Genomic DNA, 20,104 nt, shown 5'->3' on the forward strand with positions numbered 1-20,104 from the left:
TAGTATAATGACGGAGTGAAATATAAAAATAGAAATAAAGCCAGTTTTCCAATTTGGCAGTACCTTATCGGTATTTTTATCGTTCTCAGCGTTCTTGTCTTTTCATTTTTTGCAGTTTTGCAAGTATCTATGCAGCCGAGACAGTCGGCTAAGGAAGCAAGCAGACGCTTGGCCAAGGAATATGCAGATCTTGAAAAAGTGGATTCTTTTGCCATCTACAATGGGCAGGAATCCTACTACAGTCTGCTTGGCAAGACAAGTAAGGGTGTCAAAAAAGCTGTTTTGATTGCCAAAGATTCCAATGAGATTCGGGTCTATCGACTGGACGAAGGCGTCAGTCAGGCAGATGCGGAGAGCATTGCCAAGAAAAATGGAGCAGGAACTATTGATAAGGTGATCATGGGCTATTTTAAAGATCAGCCTATCTGGGAAGTCAAGTCGGGAGGCACCTACTACCTGATTGGTTTTGAAAGCGGACAGTTGGTCAGCAAGGAGGGACTATGAAATTATCAAATCGTGTCTTAAAGATGGAAGAAAGCGTGACTTTAGCAACAGCAGCGCGAGCTAAGGCTTTGAAAGCGCAGGGGCGGGATATTCTGTCTCTGACTCTGGGAGAGCCGGATTTTCCAACGCCTAAGAACATCCGAGATGCGGCTGTAGCAGCTATTGAGGATGGCCGTGCTAGCTTTTATACGGTGACTAGCGGTCTGCCAGAGCTAAAAGAAGCTGTAGTAGAGTATTTTGCCAACTATTACGGCTACACAATCCAGCCTAATCAAGTGACGGTTGCAACCGGAGCTAAGTTCTCCCTCTACACCTTCTTTATGAGTGTGCTTGACCCAGGTGATGAAGCTATCATTCCGACGCCTTATTGGGTAAGCTATGGCGACCAGATTAAGATGGCCGAGGGGATTCCTGTTTTTGTCCAAGCTACTGAGGAAAATAATTTCAAAGTGACGGTGGAACAGTTAGAAGCTGCTCGTACTGACAAGACCAAGGTCTTAGTTTTGAACTCGCCGTCCAACCCGACGGGGATGATTTATACATCAGAGGAGCTGCTGGTGATTGGAAACTGGGCTGTGGAGCATGATATTCTGATTTTGGCAGATGACATCTATGGACGTCTGGTTTATAACGGTAATACATTTACACCAATTTCCAGTCTATCTGAGGAGATTCGCAAGCAGACGGTGGTCATCAATGGTGTCTCTAAGAGCTATTCCATGACCGGTTGGCGGATTGGCTACGCAGTTGGTGAGCCGGAAATTATAGCGGCCATGAGTAAGATTGCAGGTCAGACGACTTCTAACCCGACAGCAGCTGCTCAATATGCAGCTATCGAAGCTCTGACTGGCAGTCAAGAGACGGTTGAGATGATGCGCCAGGCTTTTGAGGAACGCCTCAACACTATCTATCCGCTCTTGGCCCAGGTGCCAGGGTTTGAAGTGGTCAAGCCACAAGGGGCCTTCTATCTCTTTCCAAATGTCAAGAAAGCCATGGAAATGAAAGGTTATACAGATGTGACCGACTTTACGACAGCAATTTTAGAAGAAGTTGGTGTAGCTCTGGTGACCGGAGCAGGCTTCGGTGCTCCAGAAAATGTCCGTCTTAGCTATGCGACAGATCTGGAAACACTCAAAGAAGCCGTTGGACGTCTACAGCATTTTATGGAGAGTAAATAAAGCTCTCAGTATGGCATTGCTTGCTAAAGATAACCTACAAAAATTTATAAACAATAGATAAGGACGGACTCAGAGTTCGTCCTTTTCAATTCCCCTCAACTGCACTGGCAAATAATTTGACAAAATGGTAAAATAATATAGAATTCATAAAACCGCTTTCGTATTTTCTGGTCGAATTAAGAAGATTTTGGGCGACAAAGTAAAAGCTGGGAGCAGTTATAATTTAGCTGCTAGGTCTTGTAAACAGGAGTGAAAGGAGAAGGATTTGAAACGACATTTGATTTTCTTATTCATGGGAGTCAGTTTGGTTTTATTGGCCGCTTGTTCTGTTGTTGATTCAGAGCAAGGGTGGACCACAATTTCCCAGTCTAAGACGGATGAACCAAGCTACAGCTTACAAGCAAAAGATAATCACTATCGTATCCACTATTATGAGAATTCTTCGGCCCGTAAGGATTGGTACTTGAATAATTACCAGCCAGCTTTAAATTTAAAGATGCGAACTTTGAATAGTGAGCAATTAAAAAATACTGAAGGGGGATCTGCAAAGCAGCAACTTTCTGGGACGGGCTATGCGGATTTTACGATGGTTTATGAGACTCGCTATAATCCTCAGATTGAGCGAAGATATTTTAAAGTACATATTGAAGTTAATGATAAGGGAGATGTAGACACTAAGGAAAGTAGCATGACTTTTGACAAAACTGAAAAGGTTGATATAAAACAAGAATAAAAGCGAAGAGTAGCTACTAAATAAAAAGAGGGGATGAACTCAGAGTTCGTCCTTTTCAGTTCCCCTAAACTGCACTGGCAAATAGTTTGACAAAATGGTAAAATAATATAGAAAGATATGGAAGTGTTTTCACTCTAGCCAAAATTAGTAAGCTTTAGCATGAATAAATGTTAATTTGCTTCGCTTAGTATTCAGCTGATGAAGGATTTAAACAATAGTGGAAGGAGAACAATATGAAAGGTCGTTTGATTTTCTTATTCTTGCTAGGCGGTCTAGTCTTGCTAGGTGCTTATGTTTTCTTTAATTCAGAGGTGGGTTGGACCACTATTTCCGAATCCAATGGCTATAGTCTGCAAGTCAAAGGTCATTGCTATCGTATCCAATATTATGAGAATGACTCGGCCCGAATAGACTGGTATTTGAGCAATTATCAGCCAGAACTGAGATTAAATATGAGAATCTTAGAACGCCCAACTGCCCCCGGTTCTTACACTAAGGAGGAGATATCCGGACAGGGCTCTGCACGCTTTTTGATGGTTTGTAAAACTTGGGGTTCTGCAGAGAACAGTCAAAAGTTTTTAATTAAACGTGCCTATTATAAGGTTCATATTAGACTTAATAAAAAGATGGAGGTAGATACTGAGAAGAGCAGTATGACCTACTGGAAGACGGAAGAAGAGGTAAAGGATGATCCGCCTATTGATTAAATAGCAGCTATCAATGGCAGATTAACTATGTATAAGTCACTTTCTGATAGGAATCACCAGACGACTTAAAAATTTGAGGATTATTTAGTTGAAGACGAGGGTGTTTCGGTGTATAATAAAAGAAGTCCATTTGGTCTAGCCCTGCATTCTATTCATATGCAGTGTGTTCCTCATGGTCTTTTTACTTAAGTAATAATAGGGATGAAGATTATTTTGTACAAAAGGAGATAAAATGGGTTTTATCAGAAAGGAAATAGGGGAAAGAGAGAAGAAGCTTCTCGAGGATTTTTCTATTGAAGAAAAAGAACTGGCTCTGCCATTTTTACTAGAGGATGAGAAGAGAGGAATTTTTCTCTGCGTCAAGCAATTTCGTATTGGTGAAGGGAAATATCAAGTCTTAGCCATGATTCTCGGTGGGCACTTGCTTGAATTTCGCCTAGAAGAAGAGCGGGCCGATAGATATCCAGTTAGCAATGAGGAAGATCAAAGTGTAAAAGGTCTATCAACAGAAACAATCTCCCAGCTTGTGATTCCCAAGGTTTTAAAAGGACGAGAGGACAAAATCGTAACAGTGATTCAACATGCCCTGTCGCAAATTAACCCTTATTATGATACAAAGATAAGGGAAGTAAACCACGTGGAGTATAGATAAAGAGGAGATAGGATATGGGATTATTAGAAAAGTGTCTGGATTTTTTACCAACTAGGCGGGCTGTCAGTGACATAGAAGAAGATATGACTTGGGAGGAGGAATTTACCCCTAAAATAGTTCACCACAAAGAAGTCAGTAGTAGTCTTCAGAAGGAGACTGAGGGAACAGTGACTCTTCCCCAAGAAGGAAGTTGGAAGTTCGTGCACGAGATGATTTCTGAAGAAAGGATTGAGCTTTTAAAGAAAGCTGGCATTGATGACGAGCTAGTCTTTGAGATGGGCGATTGGGTCGCAGACCATGATTTGGGGATTTATCTGGTCCTTTATCGCTTTGGTGGCAGAACCAACTGGAAGAAGACTTATAAGCTAATCTTGCAAGGACAAGTGATTGAATTTAAGACTAAGACCATTTTTCATCAGCAGGATTTTTCTTATGAAGATGGGGAATTCACTAAGGGAGTGATTGTCAAAAACGTCTCCAATATGCTCCTGCCCTTGGCTTTCGAAGGTCAACAACAGCGAGTGCTCCATATCATTCAAGCGGCTCTCTCAGCATCTAGCCCAAGCTATGATACGGTCATTTACAGGGCGAACTTTGATTTGGTTTAGGAGGAGAAGATGATATATATTACAAGAGAAGATGTTTTGACTTGGTTGGACAAACATGAGCCGGTGGCCAATCGTCAGAAAGACATTGCGGCTTTTCATAAAGAACTGTCGTTTCGCCTGCAAAGAATGGACTTTCGACCGTCTACCAGTTCAAAAGATCCGAGGAGAGATGTTTGTGAAGATCCTGACCAAGAGCTGACTGTAGCCTTTACTCAGGATGGGGAGGGGAATTATGCGACGATTGACCAGAGTCCAGGAGGTCAGATTCTCAGTGATCAGCGTTTTAAGATGGCTTTGAAAAAAGTCTTGAACTATGATGATGACATGGTTGATCGACTGCTATATGGAACAAAAAATTAGTCCTCTTATTCAGAGAGAGTTATCCGCCAGCCTTTAGGAGGCTGGTTTTTTAATTTTTCTGAGAATTAGACTCTTCAAGGATAGCTATTGCAATCGCTTTATGGTAAAATATAGAACAGATGTCCAAAAGATTTGTCTTGAAATAAAGTGACATTTAGCAACCAATCTAGGAGGCAGATATGATTGATCATTTTGAGATAAAGGTCAGGAATCTACAAATTTCAAAAGACTTTTATACAAGTTTTCTTTCTCCTCTAGGCTACAAATTGGCTTTTAGCAGTAGTTCTCTACTCAGTTTTGTTGCTCCCAACAGCCCACATCCTGGTGGAGATTTTTGGTTGGGGGAGGGAGAGCAGTCTCCGATTCACTTTGCTTTTTTGGCAGAAAACCATGAGCAGGTTCAAGCTTGTTATGAGGCTGGTTTAAAGGCAGGGGGAAAAGACAACGGTGCGCCAAATTATCGGGGGAACCTTTCGTCATATTATGCAGCCTTTATCTTGGATCCAGATGGTAATAATGTCGAAGCAGTCTGTCATAAAGAATAAAAAATAGAAAAGAGAAAAAACGTGTCAAAGAAAATCGTAACAATTATTGATGTGAAAAATTATGTTGGTCAAGAAGTGACCATTGGTGCTTGGGTTGCCAATAAGTCAGGTAAGGGTAAGATTGCTTTCTTGCAGCTGCGTGATGGTTCTGCTTTTTTCCAAGGGGTGGCCTTCAAGCCTAACTTCATCGAGAAATTTGGCGAAGAAGAAGGATTGGCGAAGTTTGATACGATTAAAAAGCTTAGCCAAGAAACTTCTGTCTATGTGACAGGGATTGTCAAGGAAGATGAGCGCTCAAAATTTGGCTACGAGCTGGACATTACAGACATCGAAATCATCGGTGAGTCAAATGACTATCCAATCACGCCAAAAGAACATGGGACTGACTTCCTCATGGACAACCGTCACTTGTGGCTGCGTTCTCGTAAGCAAGTGGCAATGATGCAAATCCGCAATGCCATCATCTACGCTACCTATGAATTCTTTGACAAGAATGGTTTTATGAAGTTTGACAGCCCAATCTTGTCAGGAAATGCAGCAGAAGATTCAACGGAGCTCTTTGAAACAGACTACTTCGGAACTCCAGCATACTTGAGTCAGTCAGGTCAGCTTTATCTGGAAGCAGGTGCTATGGCTCTTGGCCGTGTCTTTGACTTTGGTCCTGTATTCCGTGCCGAAAAATCAAAAACCCGTCGTCATTTGACGGAGTTCTGGATGATGGATGCAGAGTATTCATACTTGACGCATGATGAGTCACTTGACTTGCAAGAAGCTTATGTTAAAGCCTTGATTCAAGGTGTGCTTGACCGAGCTCCTCAAGCTTTGGAAACGCTGGAACGTGATGTAGAACTCTTGAAACGCTATATTGCAGAGCCTTTCAAGCGTGTCAGCTATGATGAAGCGATTGACCTCTTGCAAGCCCATGAAAATGATGAGGATGCGGACTATGAGCATCTGGAAAATGGTGATGACTTCGGTTCACCGCATGAAACATGGATTTCAAACCACTTTGGTGTACCAACCTTTGTTGTGAACTACCCAGCAGCTATCAAGGCTTTCTACATGAAGCCTGTTCCTGGAAATCCAGACCGTGTCCTTTGTGCAGACTTGCTTGCTCCAGAAGGCTACGGTGAAATCATCGGTGGTTCTATGCGTGAGGAAGACTACGATGCCCTCGTTGCTAAGATGAATGATCTTGGTATGGATACGACTGAATATGAATTCTACCTTGATCTTCGTAAGTATGGAACAGTTCCACATGGTGGATTCGGTATCGGTATCGAGCGTATGGTAACCTTTGTAGCAGGGACTAAGCATATCCGTGAAGCCATTCCATTCCCACGTATGCTGCACCGTATTAAACCATAAAATGATTCAAACGCCCATGGGGCGTTTTTTCAAAGTACTAGAAAGAAGAGGTGGAGGTCATGTAAACAGCGGATTAACAAGTGACAAAGGATAGAAATTAGAGAACACTTGTTAAAGGAGAGAATATGTTTAAAAGAAGTTATCGTAGAAATATCGGCTTGATGGCTGGCGTTGAATTTTTTGCCTTTCTAGGCATTACTAGTTTTTGGATTTTATTTCTAAGTCAAAATGGCATGTCCCTTTGGCAGATTGGGCTTTTGGAAAGTATTTTTCATGCGACTAGCGTCATTTGTGAAATTCCTTCTGGGATGTTGGCGGATCGCTTTTCCTACAAGACCAATCTATATCTGAGCCGGATAGCTGGGATTGTGTCTTCTGTTCTCATGTTGGCCGGGCAGGGGAACTTCTGGGTCTATGCACTGGCTATGGTGATTAGTGCTTGGTCCTATAATTTTGATTCGGGGACAAGCGCAGCCATGGTTTATGATTCATCTGTGGAGGCTGGACTCAAGGAACGTTACCTATCCATCTCCAGCTTTATGTCTGGAGTGGCTGAAGCGACCCAGTCTTTGGGAACAGTCTGGGCTGGATTTTTTGTACATGGACAATTGCATCTGACCTACTATATCATGATTGGCACCTCTATCGTCGTTCTTTTCTTGACCTGGATGCTGAAAGAGCCAAGTGTCAAAGCAGAGAAAGCAGAACGTCTGACTATGAAAAAGATTATCTGGACGGTCAAAGAGGAGTTACAGAGAAATCCTAGTCTTTTTATCTGGATGATTCTGTCCCAAATCATCGGAACGATGATGTGTATGTTTTATTTTTACTACCAAAATCAATTGCCTGACTTAAAAGATTGGCAGATTTCTTTAGTCATGCTAATTGGCAGTGCTTTGAATATCTTGGCGGTCTATCTGGCTAGTATGATTGGAAAGAAGTATTCTGCCTTGAAACTCTTTCCTACTGTAGTTCTTCTAACTGGAGCAAGCTACCTGCTGTCCTATTTTGGAACGCCAGTTATCTATATTTTGATTTATCTAATCAGTAATGCCCTATACGCTCTCTTTCAACCGATTTTTGACAACGATTTACAAAAGCAGCTGCCAAGTGAAGTACGGGCTACCATGCTCAGTGTCTATTCTATGATGTTCAGCCTGAGTATGATTGTCATTTTCCCTATGACGGGCTGGTTGATTGATCACTTTGGCTTTGATTGGACTTTTATAGGTTTGGGCGGCTTCTTATTAGCAGCGACACCATTTTTGTATATGGTTCTAAAGAAAATAAGTCAGAACTTACAAGAAGTCTAATATTAATGTTCTCTTTCTGCTGGTCAGAAGGAGAATATTTTTTTAGCCTTTTAAAATTATGGTAAAATAAATACAGTTTAATGGAGAAGTAGGTTGTATGAAAGATTTATTGAAATATTTCAAGGGCTATATCAGAGAGTCTTTGTTGGGGCCCTTGTTCAAGCTCTTGGAGGCCAGTTTTGAACTGTTAGTTCCGATTTTGATTGCGGGGATTGTGGACGAGACCATTCCTAGACACGACAACTCCCATCTCTACTGGATGGTTTTTCTTTTGATGGGCTTGGCTGCTCTGGGCGTGGTGGTAGCAGTTGTGGCCCAGTATTATTCGTCAAAGGCAGCTGTGGGCTTTACTCGTCAGATGACAGGTGACCTCTATCAAAAGATTCTGCGATTGCCCAAGGCTAGTCGGGATGAGCTGACGACTTCTAGCTTGGTGACTCGACTGACGAGCGACACCTATCAGATTCAGACGGGCATCAATCAATTTCTTCGTCTCTTTCTGCGGGCGCCCATCATCGTTTTTGGCTCTATCATTATGGCCTTTACTATCAGTCCGGTCATTACCTTGTGGTTCTTGCTCATGGTGGCAATTTTAACGGCTATTATCGTTTTCATGTCTCGTCTGATGAATCCTCTCTACGCTAAGATTCGCCAATTGACAGATCAGCTGGTCAATTTGACTCGTGAGCAGCTGCAGGGCATGCGGGTTATACGAGCTTTCGGTCAGACCCAGCGCGAGGTTCAGACCTTTCGCAATCGCAATGAGCTCTATAAAACCTGGCAAATCAGGACGGGAGCTCTGGCTAGTCTGATTAGCCCCCTGACCTTTCTTACGGTGAATGGTACCCTAATTGCTGTGATTTGGCAGGGGAATACCTTTATTGGCAAGGGTTTACTGACCCAAGGGATGCTAGTGGCCTTGGTCAATTATTTATTGCAGATTTTGGTGGAATTGCTCAAGCTGGCGATGCTGGTCAACTCACTCAATCAAAGCTATATCAGTGCAGGTCGTATCAGTCAGGTCTTCGAGCAAGCGGAAGAAGATGTCTTGCAGGAATTAGTGCAGGAAACAGCTCTGCCGAATCAAGCTATTAAGGTCCAGCAGGTTAGTTTTTCTTATCCAAATGCAGCTAGTCCAGCCTTGACTGGTCTGACTTTTGATTTGAAAAGTGGTCAGACTTTGGGGGTTATTGGTGGGACAGGTTCAGGTAAGTCTACTCTGGTTCAGCTGCTGGCTCATCTTTATCCTGTGGCTGCTGGTCAGTTGACCATCTTTTCCCAAGGACGCAGTCCTAAAAATCTCAGAGAATGGCGGTCTTGGATTAGTCTGGTGCCTCAGAAGGCGGAGCTTTTCCAAGGAACCGTCCGATCCAATCTGACTTTAGGATTGTCAGCTAAGCCAACAGACGCAGACTTGTGGCAGGCTTTAGAGATTGCTCAGGCGGCGGACTTTGTCTCTCAGAAGGACGGGGGCTTGGATGCGACTGTAGAGGCCTTTGGCCGGAATTTTTCTGGCGGTCAGCGTCAGCGTTTAACCATTGCCAGAGCTGTCTTGCGGAGGGCGCCTTTCTTGGTTTTAGATGATGCAACCTCTGCTCTGGACTATCTGACAGAGGCTAGACTCTTGCAGGCTATTAAGAATGAATTGACAGAGACCAGTCTGGTCTTGATCTCTCAGCGAACCAATAGCTTGCGCTCGGCGGATCAAATTTTAGTACTAGATAAGGGAGAACAGGTGGCCCTTGGTCGCCATGAGGAACTCCTAGTCAGCTCTGCCATTTACCGAGAAATCCATCACTCACAGCATAGCCAAGGAGAGGAGGACAAGCATGAAGAATAAGACATCACCTAGCAGCTTGAGGCGTTTGACTCGAGATTTGCTGCAGGCGCGCTGGCTCTTTTTCCTAGCTAGTCTGGGAACGGTGGCTCAAGTGGCTCTGACTGTTCTTCTACCAGTTTTAATCGGGAATGCGGTCGATAGCGTTCTTCTGCCTCAAGCGGACCAGCATTTGGTGCCGATTTTGGGCCAGATGTTGTTGGTCATCTTAGCCAATACGCTGATTCAATGGCTCAATCCCTTGCTCTATAATCAGCTGGTCTATCGCTATAGCCAGCAGCTCCGACAAGGTGTCATCAAGAAAATTCATTATCTACCTTTGGCTTATCTGGATCGGCAGGGAACAGGCGATTTGGTTAGTCGGGTGACGACGGACTTGGAGCAGCTCAGCAATGGCCTGCTTATGGTTTTTAATCAATTTTTTGTGGGTTTGCTAACAATTTTAGTGACTATCATTAGTATGGCCAGATTGGACTTTTTTCTCCTGCTTTTGGTTCTGCTTTTGACGCCTCTTTCTCTCTTCTTAGCTCGCTTTATTGCTAGAAAGAGTTTTAGCTTTTTCCAACGTCAGACGCAGGCGAGGGGAGCGCAGACCCAGCTGATTGAGGAAAGTTTGACTCAAGAAAGTCTGATCCAGGCTTTTAATGCTCAGGAGCAGTTTGATTCAGCTTTTACTCGCAGTAATCAAACCTATGCAGACTATTCTCAGGCGGCTATTTTCTATTCTTCGACGGTTAATCCTTCGACTCGTTTTATCAATGCCCTGATCTATGCTTTGATTGTGGGCTTTGGGGCTGTACGAATCATTCAGGGAACAGGCTTTACGGTTGGGCAGCTGGTGACCTTCCTCAACTACGTCAACCAGTACACCAAGCCTTTCAATGATATATCGTCAGTCATGTCGGAATTGCAGAGCGCATTAGCTTGTGCGGAGAGGATTTACAGCGTTTTAGACCAAGAAGAAATAGCTGAGCCTAGTCGGGAAATCCTCCAGTCTGAAAATGTCAAAGGACAGATTAGCTTTGAGCATGTGGCTTTTGGCTATGAGCCAGGTAAAGAGTTGATTCAGGATTTGAATATAAGGATTCCAGCAGCTAGCAAGGTCGCAATTGTCGGTCCCACTGGTGCTGGCAAGTCAACCTTGATTAATCTCCTCATGCGCTTTTACAATGTAGACAGTGGTCTTATTTCCCTAGACGATGTTTCCATCACACATTACACTAGAGCCTCTTATCGTCAGCAGTTTGGTATGGTACTGCAAGAGACTTGGCTCAAGACGGCGACCATTCATGATAACATAGCTTTTGGCCGGCCAGACGCCAGCCGAGAAGAGGTTATTGCAGCTGCCAAGGCGGCCAATGCGCATTTCTTTATCCAGCAGCTGCCTCAGGGCTATGACACCTATCTGGCGGATGCTGGGGACTCCCTGTCTCAAGGTCAGCGGCAGCTATTAACCATCGCGCGCGTCTTCCTTGCTGTTCCTAAAATCCTAATCTTGGACGAGGCGACTTCCTCCATTGATACCCGAACAGAAGTCTTGATTCAGGAGGCTTTCAGCAAGCTCATGGTGGGTCGTACTAGCTTTATCATCGCCCACCGCCTGTCCACTATTCAAAATGCTGACATCATCCTCGTCATGGTAGATGGTGATATCGTCGAACATGGGAATCACCAGGAGCTCATGGATGCCAGAGGTGTTTATTATCAAATGCAGACGGCGCAGGAGTAGAAAGGGAGCTTTATTAAAGTTCACAGATTGATGCTAAACAAAACAAAAAGAGTTGGAATTTCCAACTCTTTTTGTTTATATAGTACTATGAAACAATAAAATAAATATTCTCATTGTCTATACATACATCTGATGTATGGTTGTAAATTTGGTTCAGTTCATTGAGCCTATCAATAAAAACAGATGTTTTAGCATTTTCTAATTTTTTGAATGATTTAATTATATCTTTTTCCATTTTCTTTGCGCTTTTATTTAGCTCTTCTCCGCCGTCTTGGAGAAATTCATCTACAGGGCCGTCCTTGATAAAAGGAATATTTCCTAAGAAACTGCCTATTGCTTTGCTTGCTTCTCCTACACCTTTCAATACATTGGATTCAATAGAGGATTCGCTCATTTTTTCTAAATAATTTAGACATTTTGTAAACATGGCAGAATAGGCAGAAGAAAGTTTTTCGATTTCTTCTTTGATAGATAATATATTTTTTTCAGCTAAATTTCCACTGAGCATAATTTCGATATAAGATGCCAGTGAATAGGTGTATAGAGATAAGCTGTAGTATTTAAATTTCTTACTAATTTTTTTCTTAGCTGATGAAACTTCTGATTGGATTATAAGAAGAGGGTTAGACTTTAAATCTTCTTCTAATTTCTTTTGGTAGGAAGTCATTTGCTGTCTCGCACTTCTCTGAATATCCATTACCATTTTATGGCTGCTGGAGACGAAGTGGCTATTGTCCCAATTATGCTTATATTTCCTAATTAAATCCATCAATGTCTCGGCATCGGCTTCAATTGAAGACTCTTTTTCGGTTTCTAAAAATGATAAAATTTGTTTCTCAAGTTCAACAATATTGTCTAATCTTTTCTCAACAGAATATAAGAGTGCAGCGACAATGATAACTTGTGGTTGAATCATCAATCCTTCATTTGCAAGTTCACTTATTTCTTGAAGTTGGACAAATTTCGAGCCTCCATCCGCTTTTCGCAGGGCTCCCCAGTAGTTACCATTTTTTGCCTTTTTTAAGGTATCGCCAGCAGCTTTATTAACAATGCGATAGGCTTTTTCGCCATTATTTCCTTGGACAACTTTTGTCAAATTAGGGATAAGAGAAGCTACAGTAGTTCCTAATTCTGACAACTCAATAATTGGTATCTTCATTGTAGTTGGTTGTTCAATTTCAGAACGAGTTTGTAAAAGTATCTGATCTGTGAGTTCAACGAATTGGGTTTGTTCGTTAAAAATCTCTTTTTTGTTAAGTGTGTTTTCAGCAGCAATATTTATGATATCTCCCATGTTTAAAACCTGAACTTTCTATGAAACTATCTTCATTATAAAGGAAGTGACCATAAGTAGTCAATAAAGACAATGAAGAAAATTTTTGAATTACTTTTCAAATTCAACATCTTCCAACCCTGTTTCTGTCAGTTTATAAATCTTCTGGCAGACTTCTTTGAGAAAGATCCGATCGTGTGTGACAGCGATAATGGCGCCAGGATAGGTTGCCAACAGATGGCGAACCTGCGGCTGAGAGGTGGGAGAGAAGTTGCGGGTTGGCTCGTCCAGCAGGAGGACATTGGGACGGTCTAGGACTAGTTTGAGCAGGAGTAGCTTGGCTTTTTGACCGCCGGAAAGCTGCCCAATCGGGTGGCGGGCCTCGTCGCGCGTGAACTGGAGACTGGCTAGATGCGTCAGGATTTTCTCCTCCTGGGACTTGTCGCCAGAGGGAGCCAGAAAATCCAAAGGGCTGCTCTCATCAGCCAGCAAGTCACCATAATGCTGGGGCATGTAGCCTACTCGCATGTCTGTCCGCTCACGCAGGATCTTCCATATTTCCTTAAGCAGAGTAGACTTGCCTACACCATTAGCACCAATCAGCCCGATTTTTTCCTGGCCGCAGACTTCCAGAGTCAGGTTCTTCGCCAGTTGTCGTTCGTTTGTTTCCAGTTTCATTCCTTCTAATTTGAGGATTCTTTTGGTCAATGGCAGAGCTTCTATGTCTGAGAAGTAAAGGCTGATGACATCTTCCTGTGTCGGGATTTCGGTCATTTCAGCACCTGACTTTTCAAATCGTTTGCCCTGTGAGAGAACATTTTTCATTTTTTTAGCCACCAGTCGACCTGCAGTAGCATCATGGGTGTTTCGTAAAGTATGCTCCACACTCTGCTTAACCCGTCGGTGTTTTTCCATGGTCTTGGCATGTTCTTCTCGCTCTTTTCGTGCTAGTTGTCCCTGTTTTTCAAAGGATTCCTGACGCTGATGGCGGTAATTTTCATAGCCCAGACTCTTGACGCTGGTTCTAGCCTCCTGCTTCTTTTTGATTCGCTCCAGATGAACAATCTTGGTCGCAGCTTGAGCGAGAAAGTGCTCGTCGTGAGAGACGAAAAGGACCGTTCTCTGGCTGTGGCTGATAAAGTTTTCCAGCCAAGTCAGAGTTTCGAGATCAAGGTCATTAGAGGGCTCGTCAAGAAAGAGAATGTCCCAATCGCTGGCTAGTTTCTTGATGAGTTGGACCTTGAGCTTTTCTCCTCCAGATAGGCTAGAGAGCTGCTGCTGACTGGCAAAACGCTGGCTGTCAAAGTTGAGCTCTCCAGCATAGCGATAGAGCTTGGCATAGTCTAGCTCTGTCTCAAAATCAGCAAAGAAATAGTCATTGAGCGTTAGTTGGGCATCCTCTGAAGGCAGCTGCTGGGGTAAGTAGACAGCAGCAGTATAGAACTTATCAATCTGTCCGCTGTAGCTGACATAGGAGCTGACCAGTCGCTCGTCTAGCAGGAGCTTGAGTAGGGTGGACTTGCCATTGCCCTCCTCACCGATAATAGCGACCTTGTCTCCTTGATTGACAGTCAGTGACAAATCTTTGGCTAACTCTTTCAGGTCTTTTAGGTGGGTGATCGTTAGATTTCTTATTTGAAGCATAGATGTCTCCTTCGTTTTATAACACAAAATACAGCCCTGCTTTATTTAGCAGAGCTGTTTTTAGTTGCACAAAGCAGACACAGGAGTGTCTAAGTAGGATTATTCGTCTATAAGGCTTCCAGCTTACACTGTCATAGGAGCGACAATAAGCAAATAGAAGTTAGAAAGCACAAAAAATGAACATCCCACGGATATGCAGAAACATGACAAAATCTACTAAATAAAGTTTCCTTTAAAAAATAGACTTAATTTTTCATGTCTCCGTGTACCTCCGAAATAGTTCTGCTTTAAGTCTAACAGAAGAAAGTAAATTCGTCAAGCGCTTTCAAATAAATAAAAATTTTTAAAAGATTTTTGGAGCAAATTTTTATAAACTCTCTAAGAATATTGATTTCAAGTCTTTTAAGCTGATTTTGATATATAATTTTTTAATTATATAAAAATTTGACATATACCAGATAATTATATATAATCATCTTGTATATAAAAATTATATATATAAAATGATTATACAAATAGGCCTAAAATTTGTAAAAGATAAGAAGAGCTGGAATGTGATAGATTCCGGTCGTCATTTTAAATTGTATCTAAGGAGTAAGAAACCATGCCAAAAACTTTATTTCTCTGGCTTTTAACAGTCCTAAGCATAGGGCTAGTAAAAACGCCTCAAGCTAAGACGATGGAGGAATCTTTGAAGTCTAACACGGCGGTCATTCAGATTAGCCAAAAGATTCAGGACTATGTCAAGAAAGATGAAGCGACAAGGGTGGCTGTAGAAACTGTGACCTTTGATTAGATGATGCAAATCATTGCTTAAGAAAGGAGAAAGCTATGTTAAGAATTTTTATCCGAATGGTATACAGAAGTATCGCCTATGCGATTGTTGAAGCTAAATAGAAAGGAAATATCATGAAAAAATCATTTATCCTAATACTTTTAACTATATTAACGCTTGGTTTGTTTCAGCCAGCTACTGCTCTAGCTGACTCGCAGAAGCTGCCGTCTGGTACGGACCGCGACAAAATCGGTCAGAAAATCGAAAATTTTGTCAAGGAACATGAAAAGACAACGGCCGGTATGGCAACAACTGTTTTTGACAAGGACGGGACTATTTATCAAGGTAGTTTTGGCTATATGAACAAGGAAAAAAGCATTAAAGCCGACGACAACAGCGTCTTTGAATGGGGGTCAGTAGGGAAACTAACTATCTGGGTCTCCGTCATGCAACTCTGGGAAGAGGGCAAGATTGACCTTGACGAAGATATTCGCACATATCTGCCAGAGGGATTTATGAAGACTTTGCGCTACGACAAGCCCGTTACTATGACAGACCTCATGAACCATCAGGCCGGCTTTGGTGAGTCTACCCACGCCTACAAGGAAGATAAGGGCTTGTCTATTGAGGAGATTCTGGCAGTTAATCAGCCAGAACAGTCTTACGAACCAGGCACCATGACAGCCTACTCAAACTTTTCAGCTAGTCTGGCAGCCTATATCGTCAAGAGAATCTCTGGTCAGGACTTCTCGGCCTATGTCCATGAGCATATCTTTCAACCACTAGGGATGAAAGACACTGCTCTATCAGCCGACTTTAAGGAAAATCCAAAGATTTACCAGAAGCGGATGGAGCAAATCTCTTATCGGGCGGACGGTCAGACATCTATGGGAACTAGCTATTTTCATCTAGGGCTTTACCCGGCAGGGAATGCCGTCTCCACTTTGGCTGACTTCCAGAAGTTTGCCCAAGCGCTTTTGAAGAAAGAAAAGCTCTTCAAGCATGCTGAGACTTGGACAACTCTCTACACAGCAACATCGAATTATCCAGGAACGGATATGCCGCTCAATATGCACGGTTTTTGGAAACGGGAGTACGGCACGACGCTTGTTGGCCATGGAGGAAACTCAACTGGCTACTCATCTTATATTCTGCTGGACTTGAAAAATGGTATAGGTATGACCATTATGACGAATCAAGATCATGAGTTGGTTTATAACTATGAAATGCCAGCCTTGGTTTTTGGACCTAAGAAAAAGACGGACTCAGCCACCTTTGACAAATTCCAGTCTGGTAATTACCGATCTGCTCGCTACTTTGCCAGTGGTCCTATGTCTATCTCCAGAACCTTGCTTTACACTCAGTTTGTCGAGAAATCTAAGGACAATCCGCTTTTGACCCAGAATTTTTCTGTAGTCAGCGGTAGTGGAGACGAGACTAAGGTAACAGCTTCCTATGGCGATAACTTCAGAGTCAAGGATAGCGAGTTCTTTACAGACTGGGCTCTGCTTATTTCAGCGGCAGTCGGACTTGTTTTCAGTATCATTCTCTTTTTGGCACGGGGCGGACTGGATCTCTTCCGCTTGGTCTTCAAAAAAGGCCAATCTAAAACACCAAAATCTCTTCGTATCTGGACTTATGTGACTTCCATAGCTGGAGTAGGTGTGGCTATAAACATCCTCCTCCTCTTTAACACATTTGCTACCAACGATCTGAGCTTTCTAGCTAGCTGGCGCTACATTGTCTTTGCCGGTCTGGGATTGATTCTAGCTGGTTGTGCAGTCTTCCCGCTTCTGACCAAGGCAAGAAAAGGACTGAGTAAGAGTCGACTCTACCTGACTGTCTTGACTAGTCTGTCAGCTCTGGCCATTGTTGTCAATATTCTCTACTGGTCGCTCTATCAGTGGTGGGCATTGTGATTATTTTCTTGTCTTTTCTGGGGGAATGGACAATCTTGTGAAGGAATATCTCATGAGGTAAATCGTTTGATTAATTCTTTTTACAATTTTAAGGTTAGTGATTTTTCAACAGGAGCTGAAGTACGATATCTGTCTTTTATACAGAGCGCGGCTAAACGAAGTAAAAAATCAAGGATCTTATCAGACTACAAAAAGCAAGCAGATAAAATCAAACCATTTAAAGGAGAAAATCAGATGACCAATGAAACAAGAAGCAAACCACAACCAAAACTAGTCTGGCCGTTCCTAGCCTGGAACTTCGGCTGGACTTGGGGATTTATGTTGCTAGCGATCATTCTCAAAAATCTCTGGCCGGAAAATCCACCTATACTCTATCTGACTCTGGAAGGCCTCCTAACGAGTCTCAGTATGTTCGGACCGGTGATAGCAAGCCTAATAGTGCTGAAAATAAAAGGCTTCAAAGCCATCTGTTCCTTTATCTTCTCAAGCAAGAAAGGGACTTGGCTCTATCTCCTACTCTTCAGTGGAGGTCTGGCAGTGACTTTTGCATTAGCTTCCGGAGGCAAGCTGGTAGATGGAGCTCTGCTTTCATTTATTGGATCCTTTATCTACCTTATGACCTTGGCTGGTGGCATGGAAGAGCCTGGCTGGCGAGGCTTTCTGCAGCCAACTTTGGAAAAGAAGTTCTCTATGCTTATCGCCTCCTCGATAACCGGACTAGCTTGGGCTTGCTGGCATATTCCTCTCTGGTTTTATAACCGCTTTTATGATCGAAGTCAGGATCCCTTTCTAGTCTATATCATTGTAACTATAGTCCAGTCCATCTGGTTTGCTGCGCTGCATAAGAAGACGAAATCCGTCCTTGCCTGTATGATTTTCCATGCCCTACTAGATATTCTGATAGAAACCTTTGTCGGCATCAACCTAGCTGATAAGTTTGATTTCTCTCAGGTTAACTCCCTAATTTACCTTGGCGGCTTGGGCATTCTGACCCTTTACAGTATTTATCTCTGGTGTCGGGCGGATAAAGAAGAGAAAAACGCATGATTAAAAAATAAGAATAAGCTGATTCTAAAATTGAAAGGAGACTGCACAAATTATCTGAACTTAGCTTCTGTGAATATTTGAGTTGAACAGAAAGGAAATGCTATGAAAAAATCTATTCTAATCATTCTTTTAACCATTTTGACGCTAGGAATTTTCCGACCGACCGCTGTTTTAGCTGACTCGCAGAAGCTGCCGTCTGGCACGGACCGCAGCCAAATCGGTCAGAAAATCCAAGACTTTGTCAAAGAGCACGAAAAGACAACAGCCGGTATGGCAACAGCAGTCTTTGATAAAAACGGAACCATCTACAAGGGAAACTTTGGATATGTGGATAAGGAAAACAAAGTCAAAGTTGACGATGACAGTGTTTTTGAATGGGCTTCAATCACTAAACTGACGGTCTGGGTATCGGTCATGCAGCTCTGGGAAGAGGGCAAAATCGACCTGGAAGCAGACATCAAAACTTATCTGCCAGAAGGCTTTCTCCGCAATCTTCGCTACGATAAGCCTATCACCATGCTGGATCTGATGAATCATCAGGCTGGCTTTGATGAAATGCCACTCTATAAAAAGGGTGACAAGAGCGACTTGGAAGAGCAGTTCCGTGATTACCAGCCTATTCAGTCCTTTGAGCCGGGTACGACGACATCATACTCTAACTTCAGCACGGCTTTGGCCTCTTATATCGTGGAGCGGATATCTGGGCAGAAGTATGCGGACTATGTCCATGAGCATGTTTTTGAGCCGCTGGACATGGATCGGACTGCTATCTTGCCTGACTTATCGGACAACGCTTATGTACAGGAAAAGCGCAAGGAGGATAAGGGCTATGATGACCAAGGTAAGCTCTTGGGAGATACACCATTTAAGCTTTGGATGTACCCAGTCGGTGGGGCTGTGGGGACTCTAGGAGACCTGCAGACATTCGCCCAGGCCTTGCTGGAACGTAAGACGCTCTTTCATCGTCCAGAAACTTGGACCGAGCTTTACTCAACAACCTCTACCCACCCTGGTACGGATATTGTTCGTAATGCTCATGGCTTTTGGGCCAGTCACTACGGTGTTACCTTGCTGGGACACAGTGGTAATGCTGATGGCTTTTCTAGCTATCTTTACTTGGATCTGAAAAATGGCATCGGCCAAGTCATCTTAACCAATCAACTGTATGAACAAGTTTACAATGTTCAAATGCCGGAGCTGATATTTGGCAAGATGCAGACTGTCAGCGAAGCTACTAAAAAGCAATTCAAGCCTGGCTCTTACCACTATCTGAGAAGCTATAATAGGGGACCACTGTCCTTCATGCTCATGATTCCCGGGGCCATCCAAAAGATCAACAAAGTCTCAGATCAGCCGGATCTGCTGAGCACTTTCTGGACTATTGACAAGAGCCAAGGTGCTGACCGCCTCGAATTTGGTGTCCTTAATGCAGAAAGGATTTCCGATTCAGTTCTCTTTAGACATTATCTAGTCGTGTTTCTCGGAGGTTTGGCACTCGTGTTTGCTCTGGGAAATGTCTTGATTAGTTTTCTGATTGGCGGTTTCCGTCTCATCCTGCGTAAAGCAAAAAGTTCGGGACCTCGCTCTTGGAAGGTCTGGAATTACCTGACTTCTCTAGGAATGCTCCTTTTTGCAGGCAATCTTATTCTGCTTTTACTGGCTGCCATGAATCAGGATTACTCAATTGTTCAATCTTGGCGCTATATGGTCTTTGCAGGACTAGGCCTACTTTTAGCAGGATGTGCGGTTTATCCGCTCTTTAGCAAGGCTCGCAATGGCCTCGGAAAAGGCCGCATCTTCCTGACAGTTCTGACTAGTCTATCCGCCCTGGCTATTGTTGCTAATATTCTCTATTGGTCTCTTTACCAGTGGTGGATGATGTGACAAGTTGCCTGCCTTCCTTTGGGAAGGT

Annotated in this window: 18 protein-coding genes; 16 read left to right on the plus strand and 2 right to left on the minus strand. The window is 43.1% G+C overall.

Features of this window, described 5'->3' with window-relative positions; genetic code table 11:
* The first annotated feature begins 15 nt into the window (after nucleotides 1-15).
* From J1C81_RS05070 to J1C81_RS05125, 12 genes are all read left to right on the plus strand, one after another.
* On the plus strand, nucleotides 16-504 hold the full coding sequence (locus tag J1C81_RS05070) for a DUF5590 domain-containing protein (protein ID WP_002914946.1): 489 nt from the start codon (nucleotides 16-18) through the stop codon (nucleotides 502-504).
* Nucleotides 501-1,682: a pyridoxal phosphate-dependent aminotransferase gene (locus tag J1C81_RS05075; RefSeq protein WP_002914947.1), complete on the plus strand. Its 1,182-nt coding sequence runs from the start codon at nucleotides 501-503 to the stop codon at nucleotides 1,680-1,682. Before J1C81_RS05070 ends, J1C81_RS05075 begins: the two co-directional genes overlap by 4 nt.
* A gap of 265 nt (nucleotides 1,683-1,947) precedes the next feature.
* Nucleotides 1,948-2,415, plus strand: coding sequence for a hypothetical protein (locus tag J1C81_RS05080; RefSeq protein ID WP_002914948.1), 468 nt, complete (start codon nucleotides 1,948-1,950; stop codon nucleotides 2,413-2,415).
* A 233-nt stretch (nucleotides 2,416-2,648) separates the two neighbouring features.
* Nucleotides 2,649-3,122: a hypothetical protein gene (locus J1C81_RS05085; RefSeq protein WP_002914949.1), complete on the plus strand. Its 474-nt coding sequence runs from the start codon at nucleotides 2,649-2,651 to the stop codon at nucleotides 3,120-3,122.
* Between the two features lie 232 nt (nucleotides 3,123-3,354).
* Complete coding sequence (locus tag J1C81_RS05090) at nucleotides 3,355-3,774, plus strand: hypothetical protein (protein ID WP_002914950.1); 420 nt, start codon at nucleotides 3,355-3,357, stop codon at nucleotides 3,772-3,774.
* 14 nt (nucleotides 3,775-3,788) lie between these two features.
* Nucleotides 3,789-4,382, plus strand: coding sequence for a hypothetical protein (locus J1C81_RS05095; protein WP_002914951.1), 594 nt, complete (start codon nucleotides 3,789-3,791; stop codon nucleotides 4,380-4,382).
* A 9-nt stretch (nucleotides 4,383-4,391) separates the two neighbouring features.
* Nucleotides 4,392-4,742 carry a hypothetical protein gene (locus J1C81_RS05100; RefSeq protein ID WP_002914952.1) on the plus strand — a complete coding sequence of 117 codons (351 nt, stop codon included), beginning with the start codon at nucleotides 4,392-4,394 and terminating at the stop codon, nucleotides 4,740-4,742.
* A 179-nt stretch (nucleotides 4,743-4,921) separates the two neighbouring features.
* A complete protein-coding gene (locus J1C81_RS05105; RefSeq protein WP_002914953.1) occupies nucleotides 4,922-5,287 on the plus strand; it encodes a VOC family protein in 366 nt (121 codons plus the stop codon).
* Nucleotides 5,288-5,308: 21 nt separating this feature from the next.
* A complete protein-coding gene (asnS, locus tag J1C81_RS05110; protein WP_002914954.1) occupies nucleotides 5,309-6,655 on the plus strand; it encodes an asparagine--tRNA ligase in 1,347 nt (448 codons plus the stop codon).
* Nucleotides 6,656-6,780: 125 nt separating this feature from the next.
* On the plus strand, nucleotides 6,781-7,968 hold the full coding sequence (locus J1C81_RS05115) for an MFS transporter (protein ID WP_002914955.1): 1,188 nt from the start codon (nucleotides 6,781-6,783) through the stop codon (nucleotides 7,966-7,968).
* 97 nt (nucleotides 7,969-8,065) lie between these two features.
* Nucleotides 8,066-9,808 (plus strand): ABC transporter ATP-binding protein, encoded by a 1,743-nt coding sequence (locus J1C81_RS05120; protein ID WP_002914956.1) that lies wholly within the window; start codon nucleotides 8,066-8,068, stop codon nucleotides 9,806-9,808.
* Nucleotides 9,798-11,534, plus strand: coding sequence for an ABC transporter ATP-binding protein (locus J1C81_RS05125; protein WP_002914957.1), 1,737 nt, complete (start codon nucleotides 9,798-9,800; stop codon nucleotides 11,532-11,534). Before J1C81_RS05120 ends, J1C81_RS05125 begins: the two co-directional genes overlap by 11 nt.
* A gap of 85 nt (nucleotides 11,535-11,619) precedes the next feature.
* Here the strand turns inward: J1C81_RS05125 and J1C81_RS05130 are convergent, their stop codons facing one another.
* Nucleotides 11,620-12,828 (minus strand): hypothetical protein, encoded by a 1,209-nt coding sequence (locus tag J1C81_RS05130; protein WP_002914958.1) that lies wholly within the window; start codon nucleotides 12,826-12,828, stop codon nucleotides 11,620-11,622.
* A gap of 90 nt (nucleotides 12,829-12,918) precedes the next feature.
* A complete protein-coding gene (locus J1C81_RS05135; RefSeq protein WP_002914959.1) occupies nucleotides 12,919-14,451 on the minus strand; it encodes an ATP-binding cassette domain-containing protein in 1,533 nt (510 codons plus the stop codon).
* Nucleotides 14,452-15,055: 604 nt separating this feature from the next.
* Between J1C81_RS05135 and J1C81_RS05140 the strand changes: the two genes are divergently transcribed.
* The 4 genes from J1C81_RS05140 to J1C81_RS05155 all read left to right on the plus strand — a co-directional run bounded on the left by J1C81_RS05140 (nucleotide 15,056) and on the right by J1C81_RS05155 (nucleotide 20,076).
* Nucleotides 15,056-15,247: a hypothetical protein gene (locus J1C81_RS05140; protein ID WP_002914960.1), complete on the plus strand. Its 192-nt coding sequence runs from the start codon at nucleotides 15,056-15,058 to the stop codon at nucleotides 15,245-15,247.
* A 113-nt stretch (nucleotides 15,248-15,360) separates the two neighbouring features.
* On the plus strand, nucleotides 15,361-17,145 hold the full coding sequence (locus tag J1C81_RS05145) for a serine hydrolase domain-containing protein (protein WP_002914961.1): 1,785 nt from the start codon (nucleotides 15,361-15,363) through the stop codon (nucleotides 17,143-17,145).
* Between the two features lie 234 nt (nucleotides 17,146-17,379).
* Nucleotides 17,380-18,192 carry a CPBP family intramembrane glutamic endopeptidase gene (locus J1C81_RS05150; RefSeq protein WP_032909793.1) on the plus strand — a complete coding sequence of 271 codons (813 nt, stop codon included), beginning with the start codon at nucleotides 17,380-17,382 and terminating at the stop codon, nucleotides 18,190-18,192.
* Between the two features lie 102 nt (nucleotides 18,193-18,294).
* Complete coding sequence (locus tag J1C81_RS05155) at nucleotides 18,295-20,076, plus strand: serine hydrolase domain-containing protein (RefSeq protein ID WP_002914963.1); 1,782 nt, start codon at nucleotides 18,295-18,297, stop codon at nucleotides 20,074-20,076.
* Nucleotides 20,077-20,104: the final 28 nt, after the last annotated feature.

It is taken from the genome of Streptococcus sanguinis, from assembly GCF_050225395.1.
GTDB lineage: Bacteria > Bacillota > Bacilli > Lactobacillales > Streptococcaceae > Streptococcus.